Raw genomic sequence first — 21,022 nt, forward strand, 5'->3', positions numbered from 1 at the left:
CGTCCGGCCCGTCAGAGGTCCTTCCGGCATTGGGTTTTGCCCAGCTCAAAGAGCCCGTTGAGGTCCCCGGCCGAGAGCCCCTCCGGGGTGCCGATCTCCGGGTACATCAGCTGTGTGGGATCGTCCACATGGTCGAGGCCCATCACGTGGCTGAGCTCGTGCAGGATCACCGCGCCGGCATACAGGTGCCCGTCCGGGTTCAGCAGTTCATCCGCGATCTGAGGTGCGTCCAGGTCCAGGCCGCCCGTGACGAAAGCCTTGGGGCCGTCACCGTAGCTGAAATGGGTGCTGCCTCCGGTACCGATGACTTTGCCTTTCAGCTGCGGCGCCACCTCCGGCGTTGTCCATGCGATGAGCAGCGGCGCCCAGCGTTCACCGTAGGCATCAGGCTGGTACGGCGGCCTTTGAGGGGAGGGCTGTTCATCCGTGGTCCCGTCGTAGATGAACTGGATTCCGGTCGCGGCGGAGACAGTGGCGATGGCCTCCGGGATCAGTTGCTGCGAGGCGGCCGGGGCGAGATCGTCATTGATCACATAATGCAGGGGCCTGCAGGGGGAATATCCCACCGGGCTGCCGTCCCCGTTCACGGCGAGGAAGCGGTAGGAATCGCTGCCAAGTGGCGGAGCGCTGGCGGCTGCCAGGGGAGAGTCGGACTCCTCCAGCCCCGGGGGCGGGGTGCCCGTCCGGCCTTCAGCATGGGGCGCTTGCCCGGCCTCCCCTGAGCGGCCGGCGTCATGCTGCCCGGCGTTCTGTCCTGTCCCGGGGCCGATGCGGACATCGAGCAGATCCTTGAAGCGCGGGTCATTCAGAAGGAATGCTGCTCCGAACACGGCGGCCACGGTCAAGGCAGCGGCCAACAGAAGTTCAACACCGCGGCGGACACCCAGCCGCGCCTTGCTCCCCGCGTGGCGGGACGTCTTGTGGCCCGGCCGCCGGACTTCCACTAGCCCACGACGGTGCCGAAGACCAGCCCCAGCAGGTAGGTGACTGCGGCGGCGCCCAGCCCGATGGCCAGCTGCCGGAGCCCGCGTGTCAGGGGTGACGTGCCGGACAGCAGGCCCACGGTGGCGCCGGTGACCAGGAGGGCGAGGCCCACCAGTACGCCCGCCACCACGAGTGCGGCCGTCCCGGTCAGGCCGAATACGAACGGCAGGATGGGAATGATGGCACCGGAGGCAAAGAAGCAGAAGCTGGACAGGGCCGCACCCCATGCGGTGCCCACGGCCTCATGCTGGTCCTCGACGTCGGGCAGCTCCGGCTGCAGCGACAGGCTGGGATCGCAGTCGCAGGAGAACAGGCCCATCCGCTCGGCGACGCGGTGCTCGGCTGCTTCCTGGGTCATGCCCCGGGCCAGGTACACCAGCAGCAGTTCGTTGTGTTCAAGGTCCAGCTTGGGGGCCGCCATCAGGGTGACCTGGGTGGGACGAGTTGCTGCCAGCAGTTCCCGCTGCGACCGGACGGAAATAAACTCACCGGCGCCCATGGACATCGCTCCGGCCAGGAGCCCGGCGATGCCGCTGAGCAGCACTACGCTGCTGGCCACGCCCGATGCTGCCATGCCCATGACCAGGGAAAGGTTGCTGACCAGGCCGTCGTTTGCACCGAAGACGGCGGCACGGAAGGTGCCCGCCAGCCGGTTGCGGCCGCGGGTGGCGAGCCCCCGCACTACTTCCTCGTGGATCTGCTCGTCGGCAGCCATGGCGTCAGTGGCGTTGGGGTCCTTGGCGTAGGGGGAGCGGCCTTCTGCCCGCTGGGCCAGCGCGAGGACAAAGACGGAGCCGAAGTGGCGGGCCAGGAACCCCAGCATCCGGCTGCGCAGCGATGCGCGCCGCGGCTTGCCCGCCCGGTCACCCAGCAGCGCCAGCCAATGTGCCTCGTGGCGGCCTTCCGCCTCGGCCAGGGCCAGCAGGATGTCGCGTTCTTCACCCTGCCGGTTCTGCGCCAGATCGCGGTAGACGGAGGCCTCTGCCCGTTCATCCGCGAGGTACTGCCGCCACCGCTTGACGTCCGACGCCGATGGCTGGCTCTGCTGCTGGGGTTGGCGGGGTTCCGCTGCAGCAGGAAGGGACGACGCTTGCGGCATAGCATGGCGGTTTGATTTGGCGTGCTGGGACACGGAAACTCCTGGGCTGGACGGGGCATGGTGCGGCCCCATTGCAGTTGCCAGCCTACTGCGAAAATCCGCTGTTTTTTGGCAGGTATTCCTCGCCGGGACGTTTCGGCCCGCCTTAACTTTCGGGCGATGTCCAGATCCGGCAAGGCAGGCAACGGGCTCTTGACCCCCTTGCGGTGCGGTGCTGTGATGAAAGTGTGGCGCAGCCGGCGCCCTCACTGAAAGAGCACGTCAGGCGAACAAACGGAGGTTCGATCATGAGCACCACCGGACAGCACCCGGACATGCCGCATCTTGACGCCGTCGAGGCGGATCCCGCCTACGACTACGCCGAGGATGCACCCGTAGTGGAGGACGACTGGGACACGGAGGACGAATTCCTGGACGAGGAGGAACCTGTGGTCCAGGCCCCTCCCGTCGTCATTGACGCCGAGGACCGCGTGGTCCCGCCGGAGGACCCTGACGAGGTCCGGAACAGCGAGTAGGACTGACGACGGCGGCACCTCCCTTTCGTGGAAAGCGAAGGGGAGGTGCCGCCGTCGTACGTCCTGCCGGTGATGGATACTGCGGGACTTAGCCGGGCGGCGGTGGGCCCGGACAGCAGCGAATCCGCGACGTTGGCATTGATATGAGGTGTATGTGGTGCCATGGCGAGGCCGCGACGGTGATACCAGTCAAAGTATCTTTAGGTGCCATGGCGCGCATGCAATGAGGCGTCACAGAAGGGGTGGGCCATTAGTATTGCTCCAAAGTGGGCCGGGCTGCCGGCCATGAAAGGTTCGTAGATGAAGGCACTGCCAGTTGAGCCGAGCAACGTTCCGGTGGCCATCGGTTCAAGGATCCGGGCGGCCCGGCAGTCCCAGCGGCTCACTATTGAACAGGTTGCTGACGCGACGGGCCTGACCAAGGGATTCCTCAGCAGGGTGGAGCGCGACCTCACCTCCCCGTCCGTGGCGTCCCTGGTGACACTCTGCCAGGTCCTCTCCGTCTCCATCGGTGACCTCTTTGCGGCACCGGAAACGCACCTGACCAAACGCAATGAGGGTCCGCGGATCTCGCTGGGCGGGCAGGGAATCGTGGAGCGGCTCCTCACTGCGCGCTCGGAGCGGCGCGTCCAGATCATCCAGGCGTGCATTGAGCCGCACGGCCGGGGTGAGTCCGAGCTCTACGCAGTGGACTGCGACGTGGATGTCCTCCATGTGATTAAGGGAAACATCCGGCTGATCCTCACCAATGAGGAGTATGACCTCAGCGCCGGAGATACCGTGACCTTCCCCGGCCGTGAACCGCACACCTGGATCAACCCGACGGACAAGCCCGTCGAGGTCCTCTGGGTCCTGGTCCCGGCCGCCAGCCGCTGAGTCCGGCCACCCTGTCTCTCCAGCTCTTGCGCTGGCAGACTGCGCCCTCGAAAGCGCAGAGAGTAAACAGATGGTGCACACGGGAAAACACGCTGTATGATGGCTGTCACATCAGTCCCCCAACTCCTTGAAGGAGAGGCCTCCATTGGAAGAGCTGCGCATCGAAGCCAACGGCAACCTTGGCCCCATCGATTCATCCCGGATTCCCCGTTATGCGGGAGCTGCCACCTACGCCCGCCTTCCCCGGCTGGACCAGGTGTCCTCGGCTGATGTCACCGTGGTGGGCGTCCCCTTCGACTCCGGCGTTTCCTACCGCCCCGGCGCGCGCTTCGGCGCCAACCACATCCGGGAAGCCAGCCGCCTGCTGCGCCCCTACAACCCGGCCTGGGACGTCAGTCCGTTCGAAAACATCCAGGTGGCGGACGCCGGCGACATGGCGGTCAACCCGTTCAACATCAACGAGGCCATCGAGACCGTCCAGCAGAACGCACTGGACCTCACGGCCGGCGGCAGCAAGCTGGTCACCCTGGGCGGGGACCACACCATCGCCCTGCCGCTCCTGCGCGCCGCTGCCGAACGCGCCGGCGAACCTATTGCCATGCTGCACTTTGATGCGCACCTGGATACCTGGGACACCTACTTCGGTGCCGAGTACACCCACGGCACGCCGTTCCGCCGGGCCGTGGAGGAGGGAATCCTGGACACGGAGGCCATCAGCCACATCGGCACCCGCGGTCCCCTGTACGGCAAAAAGGATCTCGACGACGACCACCGCTTTGGGTTCGGCATCGTCACCTCGGCGGACGTCTACTACCAGGGCGTCCTGGAAACTGTGGCCAAGGTCCGCGACCGGATCGGCAACCGTCCGCTGTACATCTCCGTGGACATTGATGTCCTGGATCCCGCCCATGCGCCGGGCACCGGCACCCCCGAGGCCGGTGGCATCACCAGCCGGGAGCTGCTGGAAATCATCCGGGGCTTCCGCGGCATGAATTTGGTGGGCGCGGACGTGGTTGAGGTGGCCCCGGCCTACGACCACGCCGAGATCACCGGCGTCGCGGCAAGCCATGTTGCCTACGAACTGGTGACCCTGATGGCTGACAGCGCGGTGGCAGGGGACCGGAACGGAGCAGCCACCGGCTACGCTGCCCAGGCGCTGGGCCAGGAAGTCCGCCGCCCGGCGGGCTTCGCCGCAGCAGGCAAGGAATAGCACCGTGGACAGTTTCGAGCCGGCAGCTGCACCGGCCGGGAAAGGCCAGGGGGCCGGCGCCCGCAACGGCGGGGACCTCGTCGTCGAAACCCTTGAGGCGCTGGGTGCCAAGACGGTTTTTGGCATCCCCGGACAACACGCCCTGGGACTCTTTGACGCCATGGGCAGGGGCAATCTGCAGTTCGTGTCCTCCCGCGTGGAGAACAACTCCGCGTTCGCAGCAGACGGGTACTCCCGGGCAACCGGCGAAGTGGGAGTGCTCTTCCTGTCCACCGGCCCCGGTGCACTGACGTCCCTGGCCGGGCTGCAGGAAGCCTACGCCACAGGCGTCCCCATGGTGGTCGTCGCCAGCCAGATTCCGCTGGAAGGGCTGGGGGCGCGGCGCAAGGGCATGCTGCACCAGCTTGATGACCAGAAGGCATCGGCCGCGAACGTCACCAAGAGCCAGCGGCTGATCCAGCACGCATCCGGCATCCCGTCCGCCATCCAGGACGCCTGGACCGAAGCGATTTCCTCGCCGCAGGGACCAGTGTGGCTCGAGGTCCCGCAGAACGTGCTGCTCGATCCCATCATGGTGCCTCCCGTCGAGGACGCGCTGGCGGAAGCGGCGGACAATCCGCCCCGGGTGGAGTTGGTGCGGGAAGCGGTGAAGTGGCTGCAGGCGGCCGAACGGCCGGCCATCATTGCCGGCGGCGGCACCCGGCGGGGCCGGGCAGAGAAGTCCCTGCTCTCGATCGCCGAGAAACTTCGTGCTCCCGTCATTTGCACTCCGGGGGGCAACGGCGCCTTCCCCTGGAACCATGAGCTCTCGCTGCAGTCCTGGATCGAGGACCGCTACATGACCGATCTCCTGGAAGACGCGGACGTCCTGGTGGTAGTCGGCTCCTCCCTGGGCGAGGTCACCTCCAACTACTTCACCTTTGAACCGCGCGGCCGCATCATCCAGATCGACGCCGAGCCCCGGGTTTTGGAATCCAACCGTCCCGGGCTGGGGATCCGGGCAGACGCAGGCCAGGCGCTCGCCGCCCTCGATGAAGCGCTGGTGGTTGAGGTGGGCGGAACCGGGCCCACCTGGCACGGAAAGCCGCCGGAGGAGCTGGTGAAGGAATCGCTGGCGAAGGTCCGGGACCGCCTGGAGTCGCAGGACCTGGCCAAGGAACTGAAGTTCATGGCAGACATCCGCGAAGCAGTTCCTGCCGGCATGCAGACCTTCTGGGACATGACCATCGCCGCGTACTGGGGCTGGAGCTGCTGGGATGCCCGGGAGGGCCAGTTCCATTCCGCGCAGGGCGCCGGTGGCCTGGGTTACGGCTTCCCGGCCGCCCTTGGCGCGGCTGTCGGGCTGGAAACGGTCGGCAGGCCCGGCCGGGTCCTTGCAGTGTCCGGCGATGGCTCCTCGATGTACTCCATCTCTGAACTGGCCACAGCCAAGCAGCACAATGTGCCGGTCACCTGGCTGATCGTGGACGACGGCGGCTACGGCATCCTGCGCGAATACATGGTGGGCGCCTTTGGAAAGGCCACCGCCACAGAGCTTGCACGGCCGGATTTCGTCAAGCTCGCCGAAGCGTTCGGTGTGCCGGCCACGAAAGTGGCGCCGGAAGACGTGGGGGAGGCGCTGAAGGCAGGATTCGCAGCCGACGGCCCCAACGTCGTCGTGGTGGAAACCCTGCTGAAGATGTTTGCACCCACCCATCTCCCTGAGTGACCCCCTCCTGAACTTCAGTGCCCGCGAAAGCCCCTGCTCATAGCGAGTTGGGGCTTTCGTGGTTTCCGCACACGATGTTTAGTTTCCTAAAGCAACAACTTTCCTATATAGTTGCTTCAGGCAAACAAGTAAGGAAAGCACTTAGTCATGGCAGTAGCACCGGATACGGCAGCGGAGCTCGTGTACCAGATCTTCGACCTCCAGCGCGCGGTGCGGTGCATCGCCACAGCCAGCGTGCGCGGGCAGGACACCGGGGTCGCGCTCCAGGGCGTCCTGAGGTTCGTTGGCGAAGGGGAGGCCCGGGCCACGCGCCTGGCCGAGCGGCTGGGAGTCAGCGCACCCGTCCTCAGCCGGCACATCGCGGACTTGGAAGACCAGGGATTGGTGGTCCGCAGGCAGGACCCCGACGACGGCCGCGCGCAGTTGGTTGCCCTGACGCCCCTCGGCGCGGCCAAACTCCGTCACATCGAGGAGCAGAGAACAGCTGTCCTGCAGGACTACCTGCGCGACTGGAGCGAGGAAGACGCCGGCACCACGGCGAAAATCCTGCACAAGCTCACAGAATCACTGAAGCAATCAGCCCGGGCAACGGCGGCCGGCTCCATCACACCCACCGTTTAGGAACAGACCCATGGCACGTCCAGCCGCTCCCGGCGCTACATCAGGCACCCCCGCAGGGGCGCCACCCGAAATGTCCCACCGCCAGATCATGGAAGCCCTCACCGGCCTCCTCGCAGCCTTCTTCACCGCGATCCTCAGCAGCACCATCGTGGCGAACGCGCTGCCCACCATCATGTCGGACCTGCACGGCACCCAGACTGACTTCGCCTGGGTCATCACCGCTGCGCTGCTGGCCAACGCTGCAACCACCCCTATTTGGGGGAAACTCGCGGACCTCTTCAACAAGAAGGTCCTGGTCCAGCTCAGCATCATCATCTTCGTGGCCGGCTCCGTCCTTGCGGGCCTGTCCGAAACCATCCCGCTGCTGCTGGGCGCCCGCGTGATCCAGGGCGTGGCCATGGGGGGACTCACGGCACTGTCGCAGGCCATTATCGGCACCATGATCCCGCCGCGGAACCGCGGGAAGTACTCCGGCTACATGGGGGCGGTCATGGCAGTCGGCACCGCCGGCGGACCGCTGCTGGGCGGCTTCATCGTGGACAGCCCGCTCGGCTGGCGCTGGACCTTCTTCGTCTGCGTGCCGCTCGCCGTCGTCGCACTCATCCTGCTGCAGGTCACCCTCAAAATCAGCCACGTCCGCCGTCCGGCAAAAATTGACTGGCTCGGTTCCATCCTGCTGACCTCCGGCGTAAGCCTGCTCCTGATCTGGGTCTCCTTCGCCGGCAACCCCGCCTACTACGACTGGATCTCCTGGCAGTCAGCCCTCATGGTGGGCGGCGGAATCCTCCTGCTGGCACTGCTGGTACTGGTGGAATCCAAGGTGGAGCAACCCATCATCCCGCTGAATATCATCTCCGAACGCACCACGGCACTGGCCATCCTCGCCTCCGTGGCCGTCGGTATCGCAATGTTCGGGTCCTCCACCTTCCTCGGCCAGTACTTCCAGGTGGCCCGCGGCGCCACACCGACGGAAGCCGGACTCCTCACCCTGCCCATGATCGCCGGAAACCTGATTGGCTCAGTCGCGTCCGGCCTGCTGATCAGCCGCACGGGCAAGTGGAAGGGCTTCCTGATCGCCGGCTCCATCCTGCTGATCGGCGGGCTGGGACTGTCCGGCACCATGGACCACACCACGGAACTCTGGCATGCAGGAATCTTTACCGCAGTGCTGGGCCTCGGCCTGGGCATGCTGATGCAGAACCTCGTCCTGGCCGTGCAGAACACCGTCCGCGCCGGAGACATTGGCACGGCCAGTGCCTCAGTAGCGTTCTTCCGGTCCGTGGGCGGCGCCATCGGCGTCTCGGTGCTCGGCGCCATCCTGGCCAACCGGGTCAGTGAACTGGCCACCCAGGGCATGGCCGCGGCGGGCATCCCGGTGCAGGGCGGGACAGCGGGGGCCAGCATGGACCTGGCGCACATGCCGGAACCCGTCCGCGAGATCATGCGCGCCGCGTATGGGGACGCCACCGCGGAAGTGTTCCTGATATCCGCCGCCGTGGCAGTCGTCGCGCTGGTTTCCGTATTGTTCATCAAGGAAAAACCCCTGCGGAGGACGGTTGATATTCAGCCTGTGGGCGCCCGGGAGAGCACGACGGCGGAGCTTGCCCCGGCAGGCAGGTGATCCCCAGGGGTACGCCCCGGGGATGATCTTTGCCGGAGCTGTTTCACCGCGGGGAGGAGTTTCGTAGAGTGGGAAGGCTAAGGATGTCAGTCCCGGCTGCTACTACTTAAGCCACTGATCTTCGCAAACTCATCCTCGAACTCATCTTAAGGACCCGTGGGCATGCTCCTTACCCTCATACGGCGGTTTTCCAGGCCGTATATGCCGTACATCGTGGCCGTCATCGTGTTCCAGCTGGCGTCCACCATCGCGGCACTGTACCTGCCCAGCCTGAACGCCCAGATCATCGATGAAGGTGTCTCCCGCGGGGACACAGACTTCATCTGGCGGACGGGCGCTGTGATGCTGGTGGTGGCCTTCATCCAGGTGGGTACTGCGATTGCGGGTGTCTACTTTGGCTCCAAGACGGCCATGGCGATGGGCCGCGACCTGCGCCGCGGCGTGTTCCGCAAGGTCACGAGCTTCTCGGCCAAGGACGTCAACGCCTTTGGTGCGCCGACGCTCATCACCCGCGGCACCAACGATGTCCAGCAGGTCCAAATGCTGATGCTGATGGGACTGAACTTCATGGTGGCCACGCCCATCATGTGCGTTGGCGGCATAATCATGGCCCTGCGCGAGGACCTCAACCTGTCCTGGCTGGTCTGGGTTTCCGTGCCCCTCCTGACGGTGGTCGTGGGGTACCTCGTGGTCAGGCTCATGCCCCTGTTCCGGTCCATGCAGAAAAAGATCGACCGGATCAATGCCGTGCTGCGTGAACAGATCATTGGTATCCGGGTGGTCCGCGCGTTCGTCCGGGAACCCTATGAAACGGAGCGCTTCGGCGAGGCGAACAAGGAACTGACGGATGTCTCTTTGAAGATCGGTGCCCTGTTCGTGCTGATGTTCCCCGCCATCAGTATGATCCTCCACCTTTCCACTGCTGCCGTGCTGTGGTTTGGCGGGCAGCGGGTGGATTCCGGTGAGATGCAGGTGGGCGCCCTGACCGCCTTCCTGCAGTACCTGCTCCAGATCCTGGTGGCCGTCATGATGGGCACCTTCATGGCCATGATGATTCCCCGTGCGTCAGTCTGTGCCGACCGCATCGGTGAAGTGCTCGACGTCGAACCCTCCATCCATGATCCGGAGCGGCCGGAGGTGCCGGCCACGCTAAGCGGAGTGGTGGAGTACCGGAACGTCACGTTCGCCTACCCCGGTGCCGAGTCGCCGGTGCTGAGCAACATCAGCTTTACGGCCCGTCCCGGGCAGACCATCGCCATTATCGGTTCCACCGGCGCGGGAAAGACCTCCCTGCTGTCCCTCCTGCCCCGGCTGTACGATCCCGCCGAGGGGGAAGTGCTCCTGGACGGCGTCCCGGTCAGCAAAATGGACCGGGCCGATATCACCAAGCGCGTAGCCCTGGTACCCCAGCGGCCGTACCTCTTCTCGGGGACCATCGAGCACAACCTCCGGTTCGGAAAAACCGAAGCCACTGACCAGGAGCTCTGGGAGGCACTGCGGGTGGCCCAGGGGGACGAGTTTGTCCGCGCCAAGAAAAACGGACTGGATTCCCGCATCTCCCAGGGCGGAACCAACGTCTCAGGCGGCCAGCGACAGCGGCTCTGCATCGCCCGGGCCCTCGTCACCAGGCCACGGGTTTACCTCTTCGACGATTCCTTCTCCGCGCTGGATGTGGCTACCGACGCACGCCTTCGCGCCGCACTGAAAGCCATGACGGCGGACGCCACGGTGATCATCGTCGCCCAGCGCATCTCAACCATCACTGAGGCGGACCAGATCCTGGTTCTGGACAACGGACGCATTGTGGATCGCGGAACACACCAGGAACTCCTGGAAACCTCGCCCACCTACCAGGAAATCGTTGAATCCCAGTTGAGCGTGGAGGAAATGGCATGAGCGCCCGCAAAAAGGACTCCACGGACATGAAGCAAACCGCACCCGGACAGGACGGGCCCGGCGCGGAACTGGAGCACGAAACCATCGAGGACGACGGCTTTATCGAGGAGGAGTACAAGCCTTCCGAAGCCGACGGGGACATGTTCGGCGGGATGCCGGCCAAAAAAGCGGAGCACTTCTGGCCTTCCGCCAAGCGGCTGATGGGGTTGCTGAAGCCGGAAGCCATGGGAATTTACGTGGTGGTGGGCATGGTGGTGATCGCCGTGGTCCTGAATGTCATCGCGCCCAAAATCCTCGGCCAGGCCATGGACGTCATCTTCGCCGGAGTGGTGGGAAAGCAGCTTCCCGCCGGCGCAAGCAAGGAACAGTTCGTGGACGGGCTGCGGCAGCAGGGCCAGGACAACTTCGCGGACATGGTCTCCCGGATGGAGCTGGTGCCCGGCACCGGCATCGACTTCGACAAGCTCAGCATGCTCATCGCCGTGGTCCTCCTGATGTACTTTGTTGCCAATATTTTCCTGTGGCTGCAGGGCTATGTCCTGAACCGCATCGTGATGAAGGTGATCCGCCGGCTCCGCGACGACACCGAGAAAAAGCTCAACCGCCTTCCGCTGAACTACTTCGACACCCGCCAGCGCGGCGACGTGCTCTCACGGGTCACCAACGACGTCGACAACATCCAGCAGGCGCTCCAGCAGGCCTTCGCGCAGCTGATCAACTCACTGCTGACCGTCATCGGCATCGTGATCATGATGTTCATCGTGTCCTGGCAGCTTGCCCTGATCGCCCTGGTTGCGCTTCCCCTTTCGGGCGTGGCGGCAGGCATGATCGGCGTGCGCAGCCAGAAACTCTTCGCCGCCCAGTGGAAGAACACGGGCGCGCTGAACGGGCAGATCGAGGAGTCCTTCTCGGGACACGACCTGGTGAGGGTCTTCGGCCGCGACGCAGACATGCTGGAACGGTTCGAGGAGCGCAACGAGGAACTGTACAGGGCAAGCTTCGGGGCGCAGTTTGTCTCCGGCATCATCTTCCCGGTGATGCAGTTTGTTTCCTACCTCAGCTACGTGGGGATCGCAGTGGTGGGCGGACTCCGGGTGGCCTCGGGGTCCATGTCCCTGGGCGATGCCACCGCCTTCATCCAGTACTCGCGGGAGTTCACCCAGCCGCTGGGGCAGATGGCCGGCATGGCAAACATGCTGCAGTCCGGCGTAGCCTCCGCTGAACGGGTCTTCGAGTTCCTCGACGCCGACGAGCAGGACGCGGAAACCGCCACGGAGCACCTCCCGGCCAGGACTGACGGGCACGTTGATTTCAATGACGTCACGTTCAGCTACACCGAGGACAAGGCCCTCATTGAAAACCTGTCCTTCACCGCGGAACCCGGAAACACCGTGGCCATCGTTGGCCCGACCGGAGCCGGAAAGACCACCCTGGTGAACCTGGTCATGAGGTTCTATGAGCTCAACTCCGGATCGATCATGCTGGACGGGGTGGACATCACCCGCCTCAGCCGCTCCGAGCTCCGCTCCAAGGTGGGAATGGTGCTGCAGGACGCCTGGCTATTCGGCGGTTCCATCTACGACAACATCCGCTACGGCAACCTCGACGCCACCGAGGAGCAGGTGATGGCTGCAGCCAAGTCCACCTTCGTGGACCGCTTCGTGCGCGCCCTGCCGGACGGCTACAACACTGTCATCGACGAGGAGGGCAACAACGTCAGCGCCGGCGAGAAGCAGCTCATCACTATCGCCCGCGCCTTCGTGGCCAATCCCTCGCTGCTGATCCTCGACGAGGCCACCAGCTCTGTTGACACCCGTACCGAACTGCTGGTGCAAAAGGCCATGGCAGCGCTCCGCACCGACCGCACCAGCTTCGTGATTGCCCACCGGCTGTCCACGATTCGCGACGCGGACACCATCCTGGTGATGGAAAACGGCAAGATCGTGGAACAGGGCAACCACAAGGTCCTCCTTGCCGCCCGGGGCGCGTACTACCGCTTGTACATGTCCCAATTCGCGGGGGCAGACGCCGGGGACGTCCCGGTGGATGATTCGACGGCGGTGCACAGTTGAGCGCCGGCAGACCCATCGAGGTCCTGGTCCCCATGCGCTGGGGGGACATGGACGCGTACGGGCACATCAACAACGTGCAGATCGTCCGGATGCTCGAGGAAGCGCGGATAGCGGCCTTCGGCCCGCCACGGGGCGCGGGACTGCCCGGCGTGGAACCGCACGTTTCCCTCTTCAACGATGTCCCCGACGGCACCATGGCCCTCGTGGTGGACCACAAGATCCGGTACGTCAGGACCCTTGAGTACCGCAACGTGCCGGCCGTGGTGCAGGTGTGGATCGGCGCCGTCAAGGGAGCCAGCTTCGACATCCATTACCTGGTCCAGGATCCGGTCACGCGGGAGGATTGCGTGAAGGCGAGCAGCCATCTGGCGTTCGTGGATGAAGCCACCGGGCGGGTACAACGCCTCACGCCCGTCCAGAAGGAACGCCTGGCGCCGTTCACTGCCTGAGCTGTCTTTGCGGACACTCAAGCGCTGAGGCCGTTGCGCAGGAGCGGCCTGCATCGGAAACTGAAAACCCCAATCAAGGAGTAGACATGGCCAACAAGAAGACCTGGCAAGAAATGTCCCCGTCCGCCAAGGCCGGTACCATCCTGGTCGCGATCGCACAGGTGTCCCTGCTGGTGGCGGCACAGCGGGACATCTCAAAGCGGCCGGCGGCATTGATCAACGGTCCCAAGGCTGCCTGGCGGGCGGCATCCTTTATCAACTTCATCGGTCCCGTGGGCTACTTCACCTTTGGCCGGAAGCGGCCCGGCGCGGGCAAGTAGCATTGCCGGGGTTCCTGGCTGAGCTTGCGGGGCTAAGGTGCGGGTGGGGACTAGGCCGGTACCCGGAACGTAAAGGTAGTCCCTTCGCCGAGGGTGCTGTCCACGTCAATGGATCCGCCGTGGGCTTCGATGATCGCCTTGCTGATCGGCAGGCCCAGCCCCACGCCAGGGATTGCTGTCCGGCGCACGTTGCTGGAACGGAAAAACTTGGCGAACACCTCAGATGCGTCCTCCGGCGTCATCCCCATTCCTGTGTCGGTGACCCGGCACGCCAGGAGCCCGTCCCGCTTCTCCAGCGAGACCAGCACCTTGCCGCCGTCGGGGGAGTACTTGATGGCGTTGGACACCAGGTTGTCCAGAACCTGGGAAATCCTGGGCCCATCCACGTGGGCCTCCAGCCGCTCCGGAGTATCCGCCCTGAGCGACACACCTGACGCCACGGCCCGCGGTATCGCCGAGGAAACGCTGGACCGCACCAGGTCGGCCACGTCCACGGCCTCTGGCGTCACGATCAGCTGGCCGTTACGGCTCGAGAGGAGGTCCGAGACCAGCGTCAGGAGGCGTTCGGAGTTCCGCCGGATGATCTCAAGCATGTCCCGCTGGGCTTCCTCCGGCTCGTCACCGAGCAGGATTTCCACGTAGCCCAGGATGGAGGTCAGCGGCGTCCGGAATTCGTGCGAGACGCTGGAGACAAAATCATCCTTGGCCGTCAGGGCGTTCACCAGGTCCGTCACGTCACTGAAGACGATCACGGACCCGGCGAACGCGCCGTCGTCGTCCCTCATGGCCCGGGCGGTTGTCACAAAGGCGCGCTGTTCGCTTCCCGAGCCGAGCCAGACGAGGTAATCCGTGAAAGTCTCCCCAAGGACGGCACGGCGGACCGGCCGCTCCTCCACCGGAACCAGCGTGGTGCGGTCCGGCCCGAAGACCAGCAACTGGGACTCGTTCGGGTCCGGTAGGTCCTTGGGCCGGGCAAGTTCATGATTGGTCCGCTGCTTCCTGTTCATGAGGACATCGTGCCCGTCCGCGTCGACGGCCAGGACCCCCAGGTGGACAGTGTCCAGGATGGTGTTCAGAAGCGACTCCTGGCGCTGGCTGCTGCGAAGGTTGGCCTGCAGCTGGGCGTCCTTCTCCTCAAGCGCGCGTTGCTGCCGGGTCATGCTGAGCGTCAGGACACTGACGGAAACCCCAATGCCCAGCATCATCACCGGCAGGAGGAGGGACCGGGCCAGGTCCTGGGGCGTCAGGCTCCCTTTCAGCAGGAGCGGGACCCAAATGATGGCGAGCGGTGCCAGGAAGGACAGCCACAACGAGATCCTCGGATAGTACCCGGACGCGCACAGCCAGATCACCGGGAACACTGCCAGCAGGCTGATGCCCGTCAGGCTGTCCTGCCCGCCCTCCCGGCCTATGGCTATGGAAACAAAATCAAGCAGCGGAATGACCAGGAAACTTGTATAGGGCAGGCGATCCCACGGAACCAGGTAGCAGAGCGCCATGATGGCCAGCTGCGATACCAGGAAGGTGACAAACAGCGGGTTGTCCATGGTTTCGGGGAAGAACGCAGTCACCAGGAATGCGGTCAGGAGCGTGGTCACGAACAGCGGCATCTGGCTCAGGGCCACACGGTCCGTCAGCCGGTACTCGTGGAAAGGCCGCCGGAAGAACCTCAGCTTGCCTGAGGACCATGCCACGGGGTGGTCCATGGCGCGGAACTTGCGGGGCGGGGTGTGTGGAGCCATGCCAGCAGGATATCGGCAGCCAGCTATACTTCTGACGTTGGCTGCTGAGGGGGCGCTATGAGTGATGCACGAGTTGGACTGGTCATCGAGGATGACCACGACATCCGGGAACTGGTACGCACCGTGCTGTCCCAGGCCGGTTTCGACGTGAGCGTAGCCAGCAGCGGGGCAGAAGGTGTCCTCGTCGCCAAGAACATCAATCCCGACGTCATCACCCTGGACCTGGGCCTGCCGGACATCGACGGTTTCGAAGTGTCCCGCCAGATCCGCGAATTTTCAGATGCCTACATCGTGATGCTCACGGCCCGCACCGAGGAACTGGACACCCTGATCGGGCTGGAATCCGGGGCTGACGACTACCTCACCAAACCGTTCCGCCCCAGGGAACTGCGCGCCCGCATCGCCGCCATGATGCGCCGGCCACGTTCTGTCGCAGACCCTGTCGACGCTCCGCAGGCAGAGCTGCCAGGGGATGGGGGAGCCGCACACCCCGAGCGGGGGAACTTCAGCCACAACGGGCTGGAGCTGAGCTACTCGTCCCGGACCGTCGTCGTTGACGGCACGGAAATGAACCTGACCCGCACCGAGTTCGAACTCCTGCACGCCCTGCTGGAGGCAGGCCGGACGGTCCGGACCAAATCCGACCTGGTGCGCCGGCTGCGCGATGAGGATTACGACGTCGGCAGTTACATCAGCGAGGCGGACGAACGGTCCGTCGAGGTGCACATGGGAAACCTGCGCAAGAAGCTGGGCGACTCGCCGCAGAAGCCGCGCTGGCTCCAGACTGTTCGGGGAGTGGGTTACCGCCTGGCGCCGGGCGAACAATGAGACTGTAGCCGGTGCATCGTCAGCCGGCTGCACTGGTTAATGGTCCGGAGGAAGGTGGCCGCCAGCTGGGGCAGGACCACCGCCACATCCGACTGGCGGGATTCGCTGCGGATTTCGCCTTCCAGGTCCATGGCCAGGCCTGCGAGCCGTTCGGCGCCCACCATCTGGCTGGAAGTCTTCAGGCTCAGGACCGCGTCCACTGACCCCTCCAGATCTCCCGTTGTCAGCGCCAGCCGCAGGCGTCCGATCCGGTGCGGCAGATATTCAATGAAGTTCCCCACGAAGACCTTGCAGTACCCGTCGTCCTCTTCCAGCTCCTCCCGCAGCCGGTCGAGAACCGACTGGTCAACCAAGGGCCGGGCGGCATCATTTGCGGCGCTCATGACGGTCCTTTCGGCGGGTGCAGTCCATTCCTGGAAGGGGGTGGCGGGGTGGGGCATTTGTTTCACTTCAGGTTAGGGGCGTTGCTTTGGCACGAGAGCTTTTGGCATGAGAATTGTGGGTTTCTTGATGAGACTGCGGGTTTACCCCTGACGCCTGGGCTGGTGGTTTTTGGGCATCCAGTTCGCACGGTGATGAGCTGTTGCAGCACCGCCGGGTGCGTGGCTCCGGCTGCCGTGCCTTGAACCAATCCATCCTTCCGGGCAGCACTCAAGGACTCAGGTGGCAATGCCAAAAGATTCGATCAAGATCCGGTAAAGGCAAACTTGCGGCGGAGCGAGCGGCGGAGTCTTCAGCCGCCAGTTTCCAGGAACTGCACCAGCCCTGCCTCCAGCGCGGAACTGTCCTTAAGTTCGCATTCCCATAGCGTCAGCACCTGCCAGCCGTCCTCTTCGAGCAAGCGGCGCTGGCTTGCGTCCCGGTCGCGGGTCCGGCTGCGTTTGGCAGCCCAGAATTCGGCGTTGGCCTGGGGCGCGTGCTGGCCTGCCCGGCAGTCATGAAAGTGCCAGAAGCAGCCATTGACAAAGATGACCTTTCGGCGGCCGGCGAACACCAGGTCAGGGTTGCCCGGCAGGCGGGTGCCGCCTGATTTCCCGTGCAGCCGGTAGCGGTATCCCTTCGCGTGGAGAAGCTTGCGCACCAGCAGTTCAGGCTTGGTGTTCTTGCCCCGGATCCGGGACATGTTCCAGCTCCGACGCTCAGGAGTGAGCTTGTCCGCCATACCTTCAGTCTAGGAGCTCCTAGATCTCCCGCTCGGGCTGCTCGCCGAACTGGAAGTGGCGGCCGCTGACGGACGTCGGGTCAATCTCCACGTAGAAGTCCTTCAGTGTTGGCACCCAGGTTTTCAGCCCGAGCTTCTCCACTGCTTCCAGTTCTGCGGAGTTGCTGAGGACACGGGCTGTTCCACGAAGCACAACAGACCATGCTTCCTCGGAGAGGATGCCGTCCGTTTCGAAGAGAACTGTGGCGTTGATGGTCAGCTGGGCCAGTTTGTTCCCCGGCGCAGTCCTCAGGTAGATCTTCCGGTCAGCGGTCACGTAGTTGACCGGGAAGATATCCGGCTCACCGGCAACGGACACCACAAGCCGTCCGTGTTTGGTGCCTTCCAGGAGACGCCAGGACTGCTCATCATCGAGTTCCAGTACGGGTTGCCCATCTGCATGTTCAAACATCATGGCCCCATTCTTCTACCTATTGTAGAAATGCGCCAGTGCTTTGCGGACCTCGGATGCCGTCAACAGGCGCTGCCATGCCGTGAGCAGCTGGCCCACCAGGTGTGGGGAGAAACCTGGACCTTGAGGCGGCGTCCGCATGCGGTGCAGTAACGCGGCGGTTCCAGTTCCAAACGGGCCGCGCACGCCTGGTGGTCCGCCTTTTCCTTGTGGGCGCCGCACTCCAGAACATCCGACGGCGGCGGGCTCCCGCCGTCGGATGTTCCCTTCCGCTGCGGCGAGCCGCAGTGGCCGCAAAAGCTGCCGGTGGTTGGGCTTGTCGAGCCCGGGGAGAGGTTGGTCACAGGGTCTTCTGGAGTTCCTTGATGGGCATGTTCAGGTCCACCAGGAGGTTGAGGTCTGCGGCCGCGGGCCGGCCCAGGGTGGTGAGGTAATTTCCGACGATGACGGCATTGATGCCGCCCAGGAGCCCCTCGCGCGTGCCCAGGTCGCCAAGGGTAAGCTCGCGACCGCCGGCGTAACGCAGGACGGTCCGGGGCATCGCCAACCGGAACGCTGCGATGGCCCGGAGGGCGTCCTTGCCGTCCATAATCTGCTGGTTTTCGAGCGGTGTTCCAGGGCGGGGATTTAGGAAGTTCAGCGGCACCTCGTGGGGTTCCAGCGCGGCGAGCTGGGCCGCGAGCTCGGCCCGCTGCTCCAGTGTCTCGCCCATCCCGATCAATGCCCCGCAGCACAGTTCCATCCCCGCCTCCTTGACCATGGCGCAGGTTTCCAGCCGCTCCTCGTAGGTGTGCGTGGTGACCACCTCCGGAAAGTAACTGCGCGCAGTTTCCATGTTGTGGTTGTAGCGGTGGACACCCCAGCCCGCCAGCTGGTCCACCTGCCGCTGGGTGAGCATGCCCAGCGAGCAGGCGATGTTGATGTCCACTTCCTCGTTGATCCGGTCAATGGCGAATTTGATCTGGTTCATAAGTTTGATGTCAGGCCCCCGCACGGCAGCCACAATGCAGAACTCGGTGGCACCGGTTGCCGCGGTTTCCTTGGCCGCCTTCACCAGCTCCGGGATGTTCAGCCAGACGCCACGGACGGGGGAGTCGAACAGGCCTGACTGGCTGCAGAAGTGGCAGTCCTCGGGGCAGCCGCCGGTCTTGATGGAGATGATGCCTTCCACCTCCACGGCCTCACCGCAGTGCTTGAGGCGGACCTGATGTGCAAGATCCAGTGCGGCGGGGACGGCGCTGTCCGGAAGGCGCAGGACTTCCACCAGCTGCGCTTCCGAGAGGCCGGTACCGTGCTCCAGCACCTGATGCCGGGCGGTTGTCAGGATGGGGTATTCCTCGATCTCCGGGTTTGTCATTGTGGTCCTTTTCGTCGGCTGGTTTCTCCTCCTGACGGTAATTCCAGGAATCATTGAGTTTTTTGTGGATAAGGAACAAGGCTTTATGGCCCGCTTTGTTTACGCAGGTGGTTAAGCATTAACCACCCTGAAACATGCCGGTGACGGCCCTGTCGAATCCGTTGGATAGCGTCGCTTCGAACCCCTTCAGGAAACGAAAGCGACTGCACCTATGAGCAACGATAAAGAGACAACCCAACTGCTGGAACCGCCGGCACAACCTGGCGCCGCCGTCGTCGGAAACTCTCCGGGGGCCACGACGGCAGGCAATGCTGCTGCGCTGAACGCCACCAAGGAAAGCCTGGAGGATTACACGCTCCGGTTTGCGCCGCGTTCCTACCGGAAGTGGAGCGCCGGGGTGGTGGCTACCAGTGCGCTGGGCGGAATCGCCTACCTGGCGGACTTTTCCATCGGCGCCAATATCGGGATCGCCTACGGTACGGTCAACGCAATTTTCGGGATCCTGGTGGCGGCGGTCATCATCTTCGCCACAGGATTCCCGCTGGCCTACTACGCGGCCCGCTACAACATCGACCTGGACCTCATTACCCGCGGCTCCGGCTTCGGCTACTACGGGTCAGTAGTCACCAACGTCATCTTCGCGACGTTCACCTTCATCTTTTTCGCGCTGGAAGGCTCCATCATGGCGCAGGGCCTGGAGGTCGGCCTTGGCATCCCGCAGTGGCTGGGATACGCCGCGTCCACCGTGATCATCATCCCGCTGGTCATCTACGGAATGAACACCCTGGCCAAGTTGCAGGTGTGGACCACCCCGCTGTGGCTGCTCCTGATGGTGGTGCCGGTGGGATACCTGCTGATCTCGCACCCGGAGAGTATCAACACCTTCTTCGCGTACACGGGGGAGTCAGGCGACGGCGGCCCGAACCTTGCGTCTGTCATGCTGGCTGCCGGCGTCTGCCTGTCCCTGATGGCACAGATCGCCGAGCAGATCGACTACCTTCGCTTCATGCCGCCGCGCACCGAGGCCAACAAGGGTGCGTGGTGGAGGGCAGTGATCCTGGCCGGACCGGGGTGGGTAATTTTCGGGGCGATCAAGCAGATCGTGGGCCTGTTCATCGCCATCTACCTGATTGCCACCCTTGATCCTGCCGCTTCTGCTACCGCCAATGAGCCGGTGCACCAGTTCCTGGGTGTCTACCGGGAAATGATGCCGGCGTGGCTGGCCATGACGCTCGCAGTGGTCCTGGTGGTCATTTCGCAGATCAAGATCAACGTCACCAACGCCTATTCTGGCTCGCTGGCGTGGACTAACAGCTTCACCCGCATCACCAAGACCTACCCTGGACGCATGGTATTCGTGGTGGTCAACCTGGCCATCGCCCTGGTCCTGATGGAAGCCAACATGTTCGACTTCCTCAACACCATTCTTGGCTTCTACGCCAACTGCGCCATGGCCTGGGTGGTCACGGTGGCGTCCGATATCGCCATCAACAAGTACCTGCTGAAGATCTCTCCCAAGGTGCCCGAGTTCCGCCGAGGCATGCTGTTCGCCGTGAATCCGGTGGGGTTTGTGTCGATGCTGGTGTCTGCGGGAATCTCTATCGCCGTGTTCTTTGGTGCTTTCGGTTCCGCGATTCAGCCGTTCTCGCCGATCTTCGCCGTAGGCCTGGCGCTGGTCCTTCCGCCGGTGCTGGCGCTGGCAACCCGCGGCCGGTACTACCTCCGCAGGACCGACGACGGTATCGATCTTCCGATGTTCGACGCCGATGGGAACCCGAGCGACGCGAAGCTCCTGTGCCACGTGACCGGCATTGAGTTCGAGCGTCCGGACATGGTCCGTTCCGCCAAGGACGCTCCCGACGGCGGACCGCAGTACGTTTCGTCCCTCGCCTTGTCGACGGATAAGACAGGGGAGCTGGTGCTGCCACCTCAAAAGTAGTTCTTGTATTCATTGCTCCAGATGGTGCAAAGGGAAAGCCGGTGCGTTTATGCGCCGGCTTTCCTTATGACTTTTCCCGGGACAGATATTGGTGGTACAACCAGGGGCAAGGTGGCTGTGGATAAGTCTTATCGCTAAAATGTGACCTGGGCTACCCTTAAGGCACTGTCCG

General features: G+C 64.1%; 19 protein-coding genes. 12 read left to right on the forward strand and 7 right to left on the reverse strand.

The annotated features are described in order from the left end of the window. Positions 1 to 11 precede the first annotated feature (11 nt). Both CXX84_RS15240 and CXX84_RS15245 read right to left on the reverse strand, forming a co-directional pair. Positions 12 to 944 (reverse strand): matrixin family metalloprotease, encoded by a 933-nt coding sequence (locus tag CXX84_RS15240; RefSeq protein WP_411266220.1) that lies wholly within the window; start codon positions 942 to 944, stop codon positions 12 to 14. Continuing rightward, positions 944 to 2,116, reverse strand: coding sequence for a VIT1/CCC1 transporter family protein (locus CXX84_RS15245; RefSeq protein ID WP_102977570.1), 1,173 nt, complete (start codon positions 2,114 to 2,116; stop codon positions 944 to 946). Before CXX84_RS15245 ends, CXX84_RS15240 begins: the two co-directional genes overlap by 1 nt. A gap of 254 nt (positions 2,117 to 2,370) precedes the next feature. Between CXX84_RS15245 and CXX84_RS15250 the strand changes: the two genes are divergently transcribed. The 10 genes from CXX84_RS15250 to CXX84_RS15295 all read left to right on the forward strand — a co-directional run bounded on the left by CXX84_RS15250 (position 2,371) and on the right by CXX84_RS15295 (position 13,371). Then, positions 2,371 to 2,598 carry a hypothetical protein gene (locus tag CXX84_RS15250; protein ID WP_102977571.1) on the forward strand — a complete coding sequence of 76 codons (228 nt, stop codon included), beginning with the start codon at positions 2,371 to 2,373 and terminating at the stop codon, positions 2,596 to 2,598. Between the two features lie 300 nt (positions 2,599 to 2,898). Next, a complete protein-coding gene (locus CXX84_RS15255) occupies positions 2,899 to 3,474 on the forward strand; it encodes a helix-turn-helix domain-containing protein (RefSeq protein WP_102977572.1) in 576 nt (191 codons plus the stop codon). Between the two features lie 145 nt (positions 3,475 to 3,619). Then, the gene (gene speB / locus CXX84_RS15260) at positions 3,620 to 4,684 is read left to right on the forward strand and encodes an agmatinase (RefSeq protein ID WP_102977573.1); all 1,065 of its coding nucleotides are present in this window, start codon (positions 3,620 to 3,622) and stop codon (positions 4,682 to 4,684) included. A gap of 4 nt (positions 4,685 to 4,688) precedes the next feature. After that, on the forward strand, positions 4,689 to 6,392 hold the full coding sequence (locus CXX84_RS15265) for a thiamine pyrophosphate-binding protein (RefSeq protein WP_102977574.1): 1,704 nt from the start codon (positions 4,689 to 4,691) through the stop codon (positions 6,390 to 6,392). Positions 6,393 to 6,539: 147 nt separating this feature from the next. Beyond that, positions 6,540 to 7,013, forward strand: a complete 474-nt coding sequence (locus CXX84_RS15270) for a MarR family winged helix-turn-helix transcriptional regulator (protein WP_102977575.1) — start codon at positions 6,540 to 6,542, stop codon at positions 7,011 to 7,013. 10 nt (positions 7,014 to 7,023) lie between these two features. Continuing rightward, positions 7,024 to 8,634 (forward strand): MFS transporter, encoded by a 1,611-nt coding sequence (locus tag CXX84_RS15275; RefSeq protein ID WP_223253110.1) that lies wholly within the window; start codon positions 7,024 to 7,026, stop codon positions 8,632 to 8,634. Between the two features lie 162 nt (positions 8,635 to 8,796). Further along, positions 8,797 to 10,530 (forward strand): ABC transporter ATP-binding protein, encoded by a 1,734-nt coding sequence (locus CXX84_RS15280; RefSeq protein WP_102977577.1) that lies wholly within the window; start codon positions 8,797 to 8,799, stop codon positions 10,528 to 10,530. Beyond that, complete coding sequence (locus CXX84_RS15285) at positions 10,527 to 12,602, forward strand: ABC transporter ATP-binding protein (protein ID WP_102977578.1); 2,076 nt, start codon at positions 10,527 to 10,529, stop codon at positions 12,600 to 12,602. Before CXX84_RS15280 ends, CXX84_RS15285 begins: the two co-directional genes overlap by 4 nt. Before the next feature lie 32 nt (positions 12,603 to 12,634). Further along, a complete protein-coding gene (locus CXX84_RS15290) occupies positions 12,635 to 13,051 on the forward strand; it encodes an acyl-CoA thioesterase (RefSeq protein ID WP_102977624.1) in 417 nt (138 codons plus the stop codon). 86 nt (positions 13,052 to 13,137) lie between these two features. Beyond that, the gene (locus CXX84_RS15295) at positions 13,138 to 13,371 is read left to right on the forward strand and encodes a PLDc N-terminal domain-containing protein (protein WP_102977579.1); all 234 of its coding nucleotides are present in this window, start codon (positions 13,138 to 13,140) and stop codon (positions 13,369 to 13,371) included. Positions 13,372 to 13,421: 50 nt separating this feature from the next. Here the strand turns inward: CXX84_RS15295 and CXX84_RS15300 are convergent, their stop codons facing one another. After that, positions 13,422 to 15,077 (reverse strand): sensor histidine kinase, encoded by a 1,656-nt coding sequence (locus CXX84_RS15300; RefSeq protein ID WP_102977625.1) that lies wholly within the window; start codon positions 15,075 to 15,077, stop codon positions 13,422 to 13,424. A gap of 93 nt (positions 15,078 to 15,170) precedes the next feature. Between CXX84_RS15300 and CXX84_RS15305 the strand changes: the two genes are divergently transcribed. Further along, positions 15,171 to 15,941 carry a response regulator transcription factor gene (locus tag CXX84_RS15305; RefSeq protein ID WP_102977580.1) on the forward strand — a complete coding sequence of 257 codons (771 nt, stop codon included), beginning with the start codon at positions 15,171 to 15,173 and terminating at the stop codon, positions 15,939 to 15,941. Here the strand turns inward: CXX84_RS15305 and CXX84_RS15310 are convergent. The 4 genes from CXX84_RS15310 to bioB all read right to left on the reverse strand — a co-directional run bounded on the left by CXX84_RS15310 (position 15,914) and on the right by bioB (position 18,911). Next, complete coding sequence (locus CXX84_RS15310; RefSeq protein ID WP_102977626.1) at positions 15,914 to 16,324, reverse strand: Hpt domain-containing protein; 411 nt, start codon at positions 16,322 to 16,324, stop codon at positions 15,914 to 15,916. The two genes, CXX84_RS15305 and CXX84_RS15310, sit on opposite strands and share 28 nt — an antisense overlap. Positions 16,325 to 16,674: 350 nt before the next feature. Then, a complete protein-coding gene (locus CXX84_RS15315; protein WP_102977581.1) occupies positions 16,675 to 17,103 on the reverse strand; it encodes a very short patch repair endonuclease in 429 nt (142 codons plus the stop codon). A gap of 19 nt (positions 17,104 to 17,122) precedes the next feature. Further along, on the reverse strand, positions 17,123 to 17,557 hold the full coding sequence (locus CXX84_RS15320) for a pyridoxamine 5'-phosphate oxidase family protein (protein WP_102977582.1): 435 nt from the start codon (positions 17,555 to 17,557) through the stop codon (positions 17,123 to 17,125). 337 nt (positions 17,558 to 17,894) lie between these two features. Further along, complete coding sequence (bioB, locus tag CXX84_RS15330; RefSeq protein ID WP_102977584.1) at positions 17,895 to 18,911, reverse strand: biotin synthase BioB; 1,017 nt, start codon at positions 18,909 to 18,911, stop codon at positions 17,895 to 17,897. A 211-nt stretch (positions 18,912 to 19,122) separates the two neighbouring features. Between bioB and CXX84_RS15335 the strand changes: the two genes are divergently transcribed. After that, positions 19,123 to 20,850, forward strand: a complete 1,728-nt coding sequence (locus tag CXX84_RS15335; RefSeq protein ID WP_102977585.1) for a purine-cytosine permease family protein — start codon at positions 19,123 to 19,125, stop codon at positions 20,848 to 20,850. Positions 20,851 to 21,022 lie beyond the last annotated feature (172 nt).

This window comes from Arthrobacter sp. AFG7.2 (assembly GCF_002892835.1).
GTDB lineage: Bacteria > Actinomycetota > Actinomycetes > Actinomycetales > Micrococcaceae > Arthrobacter.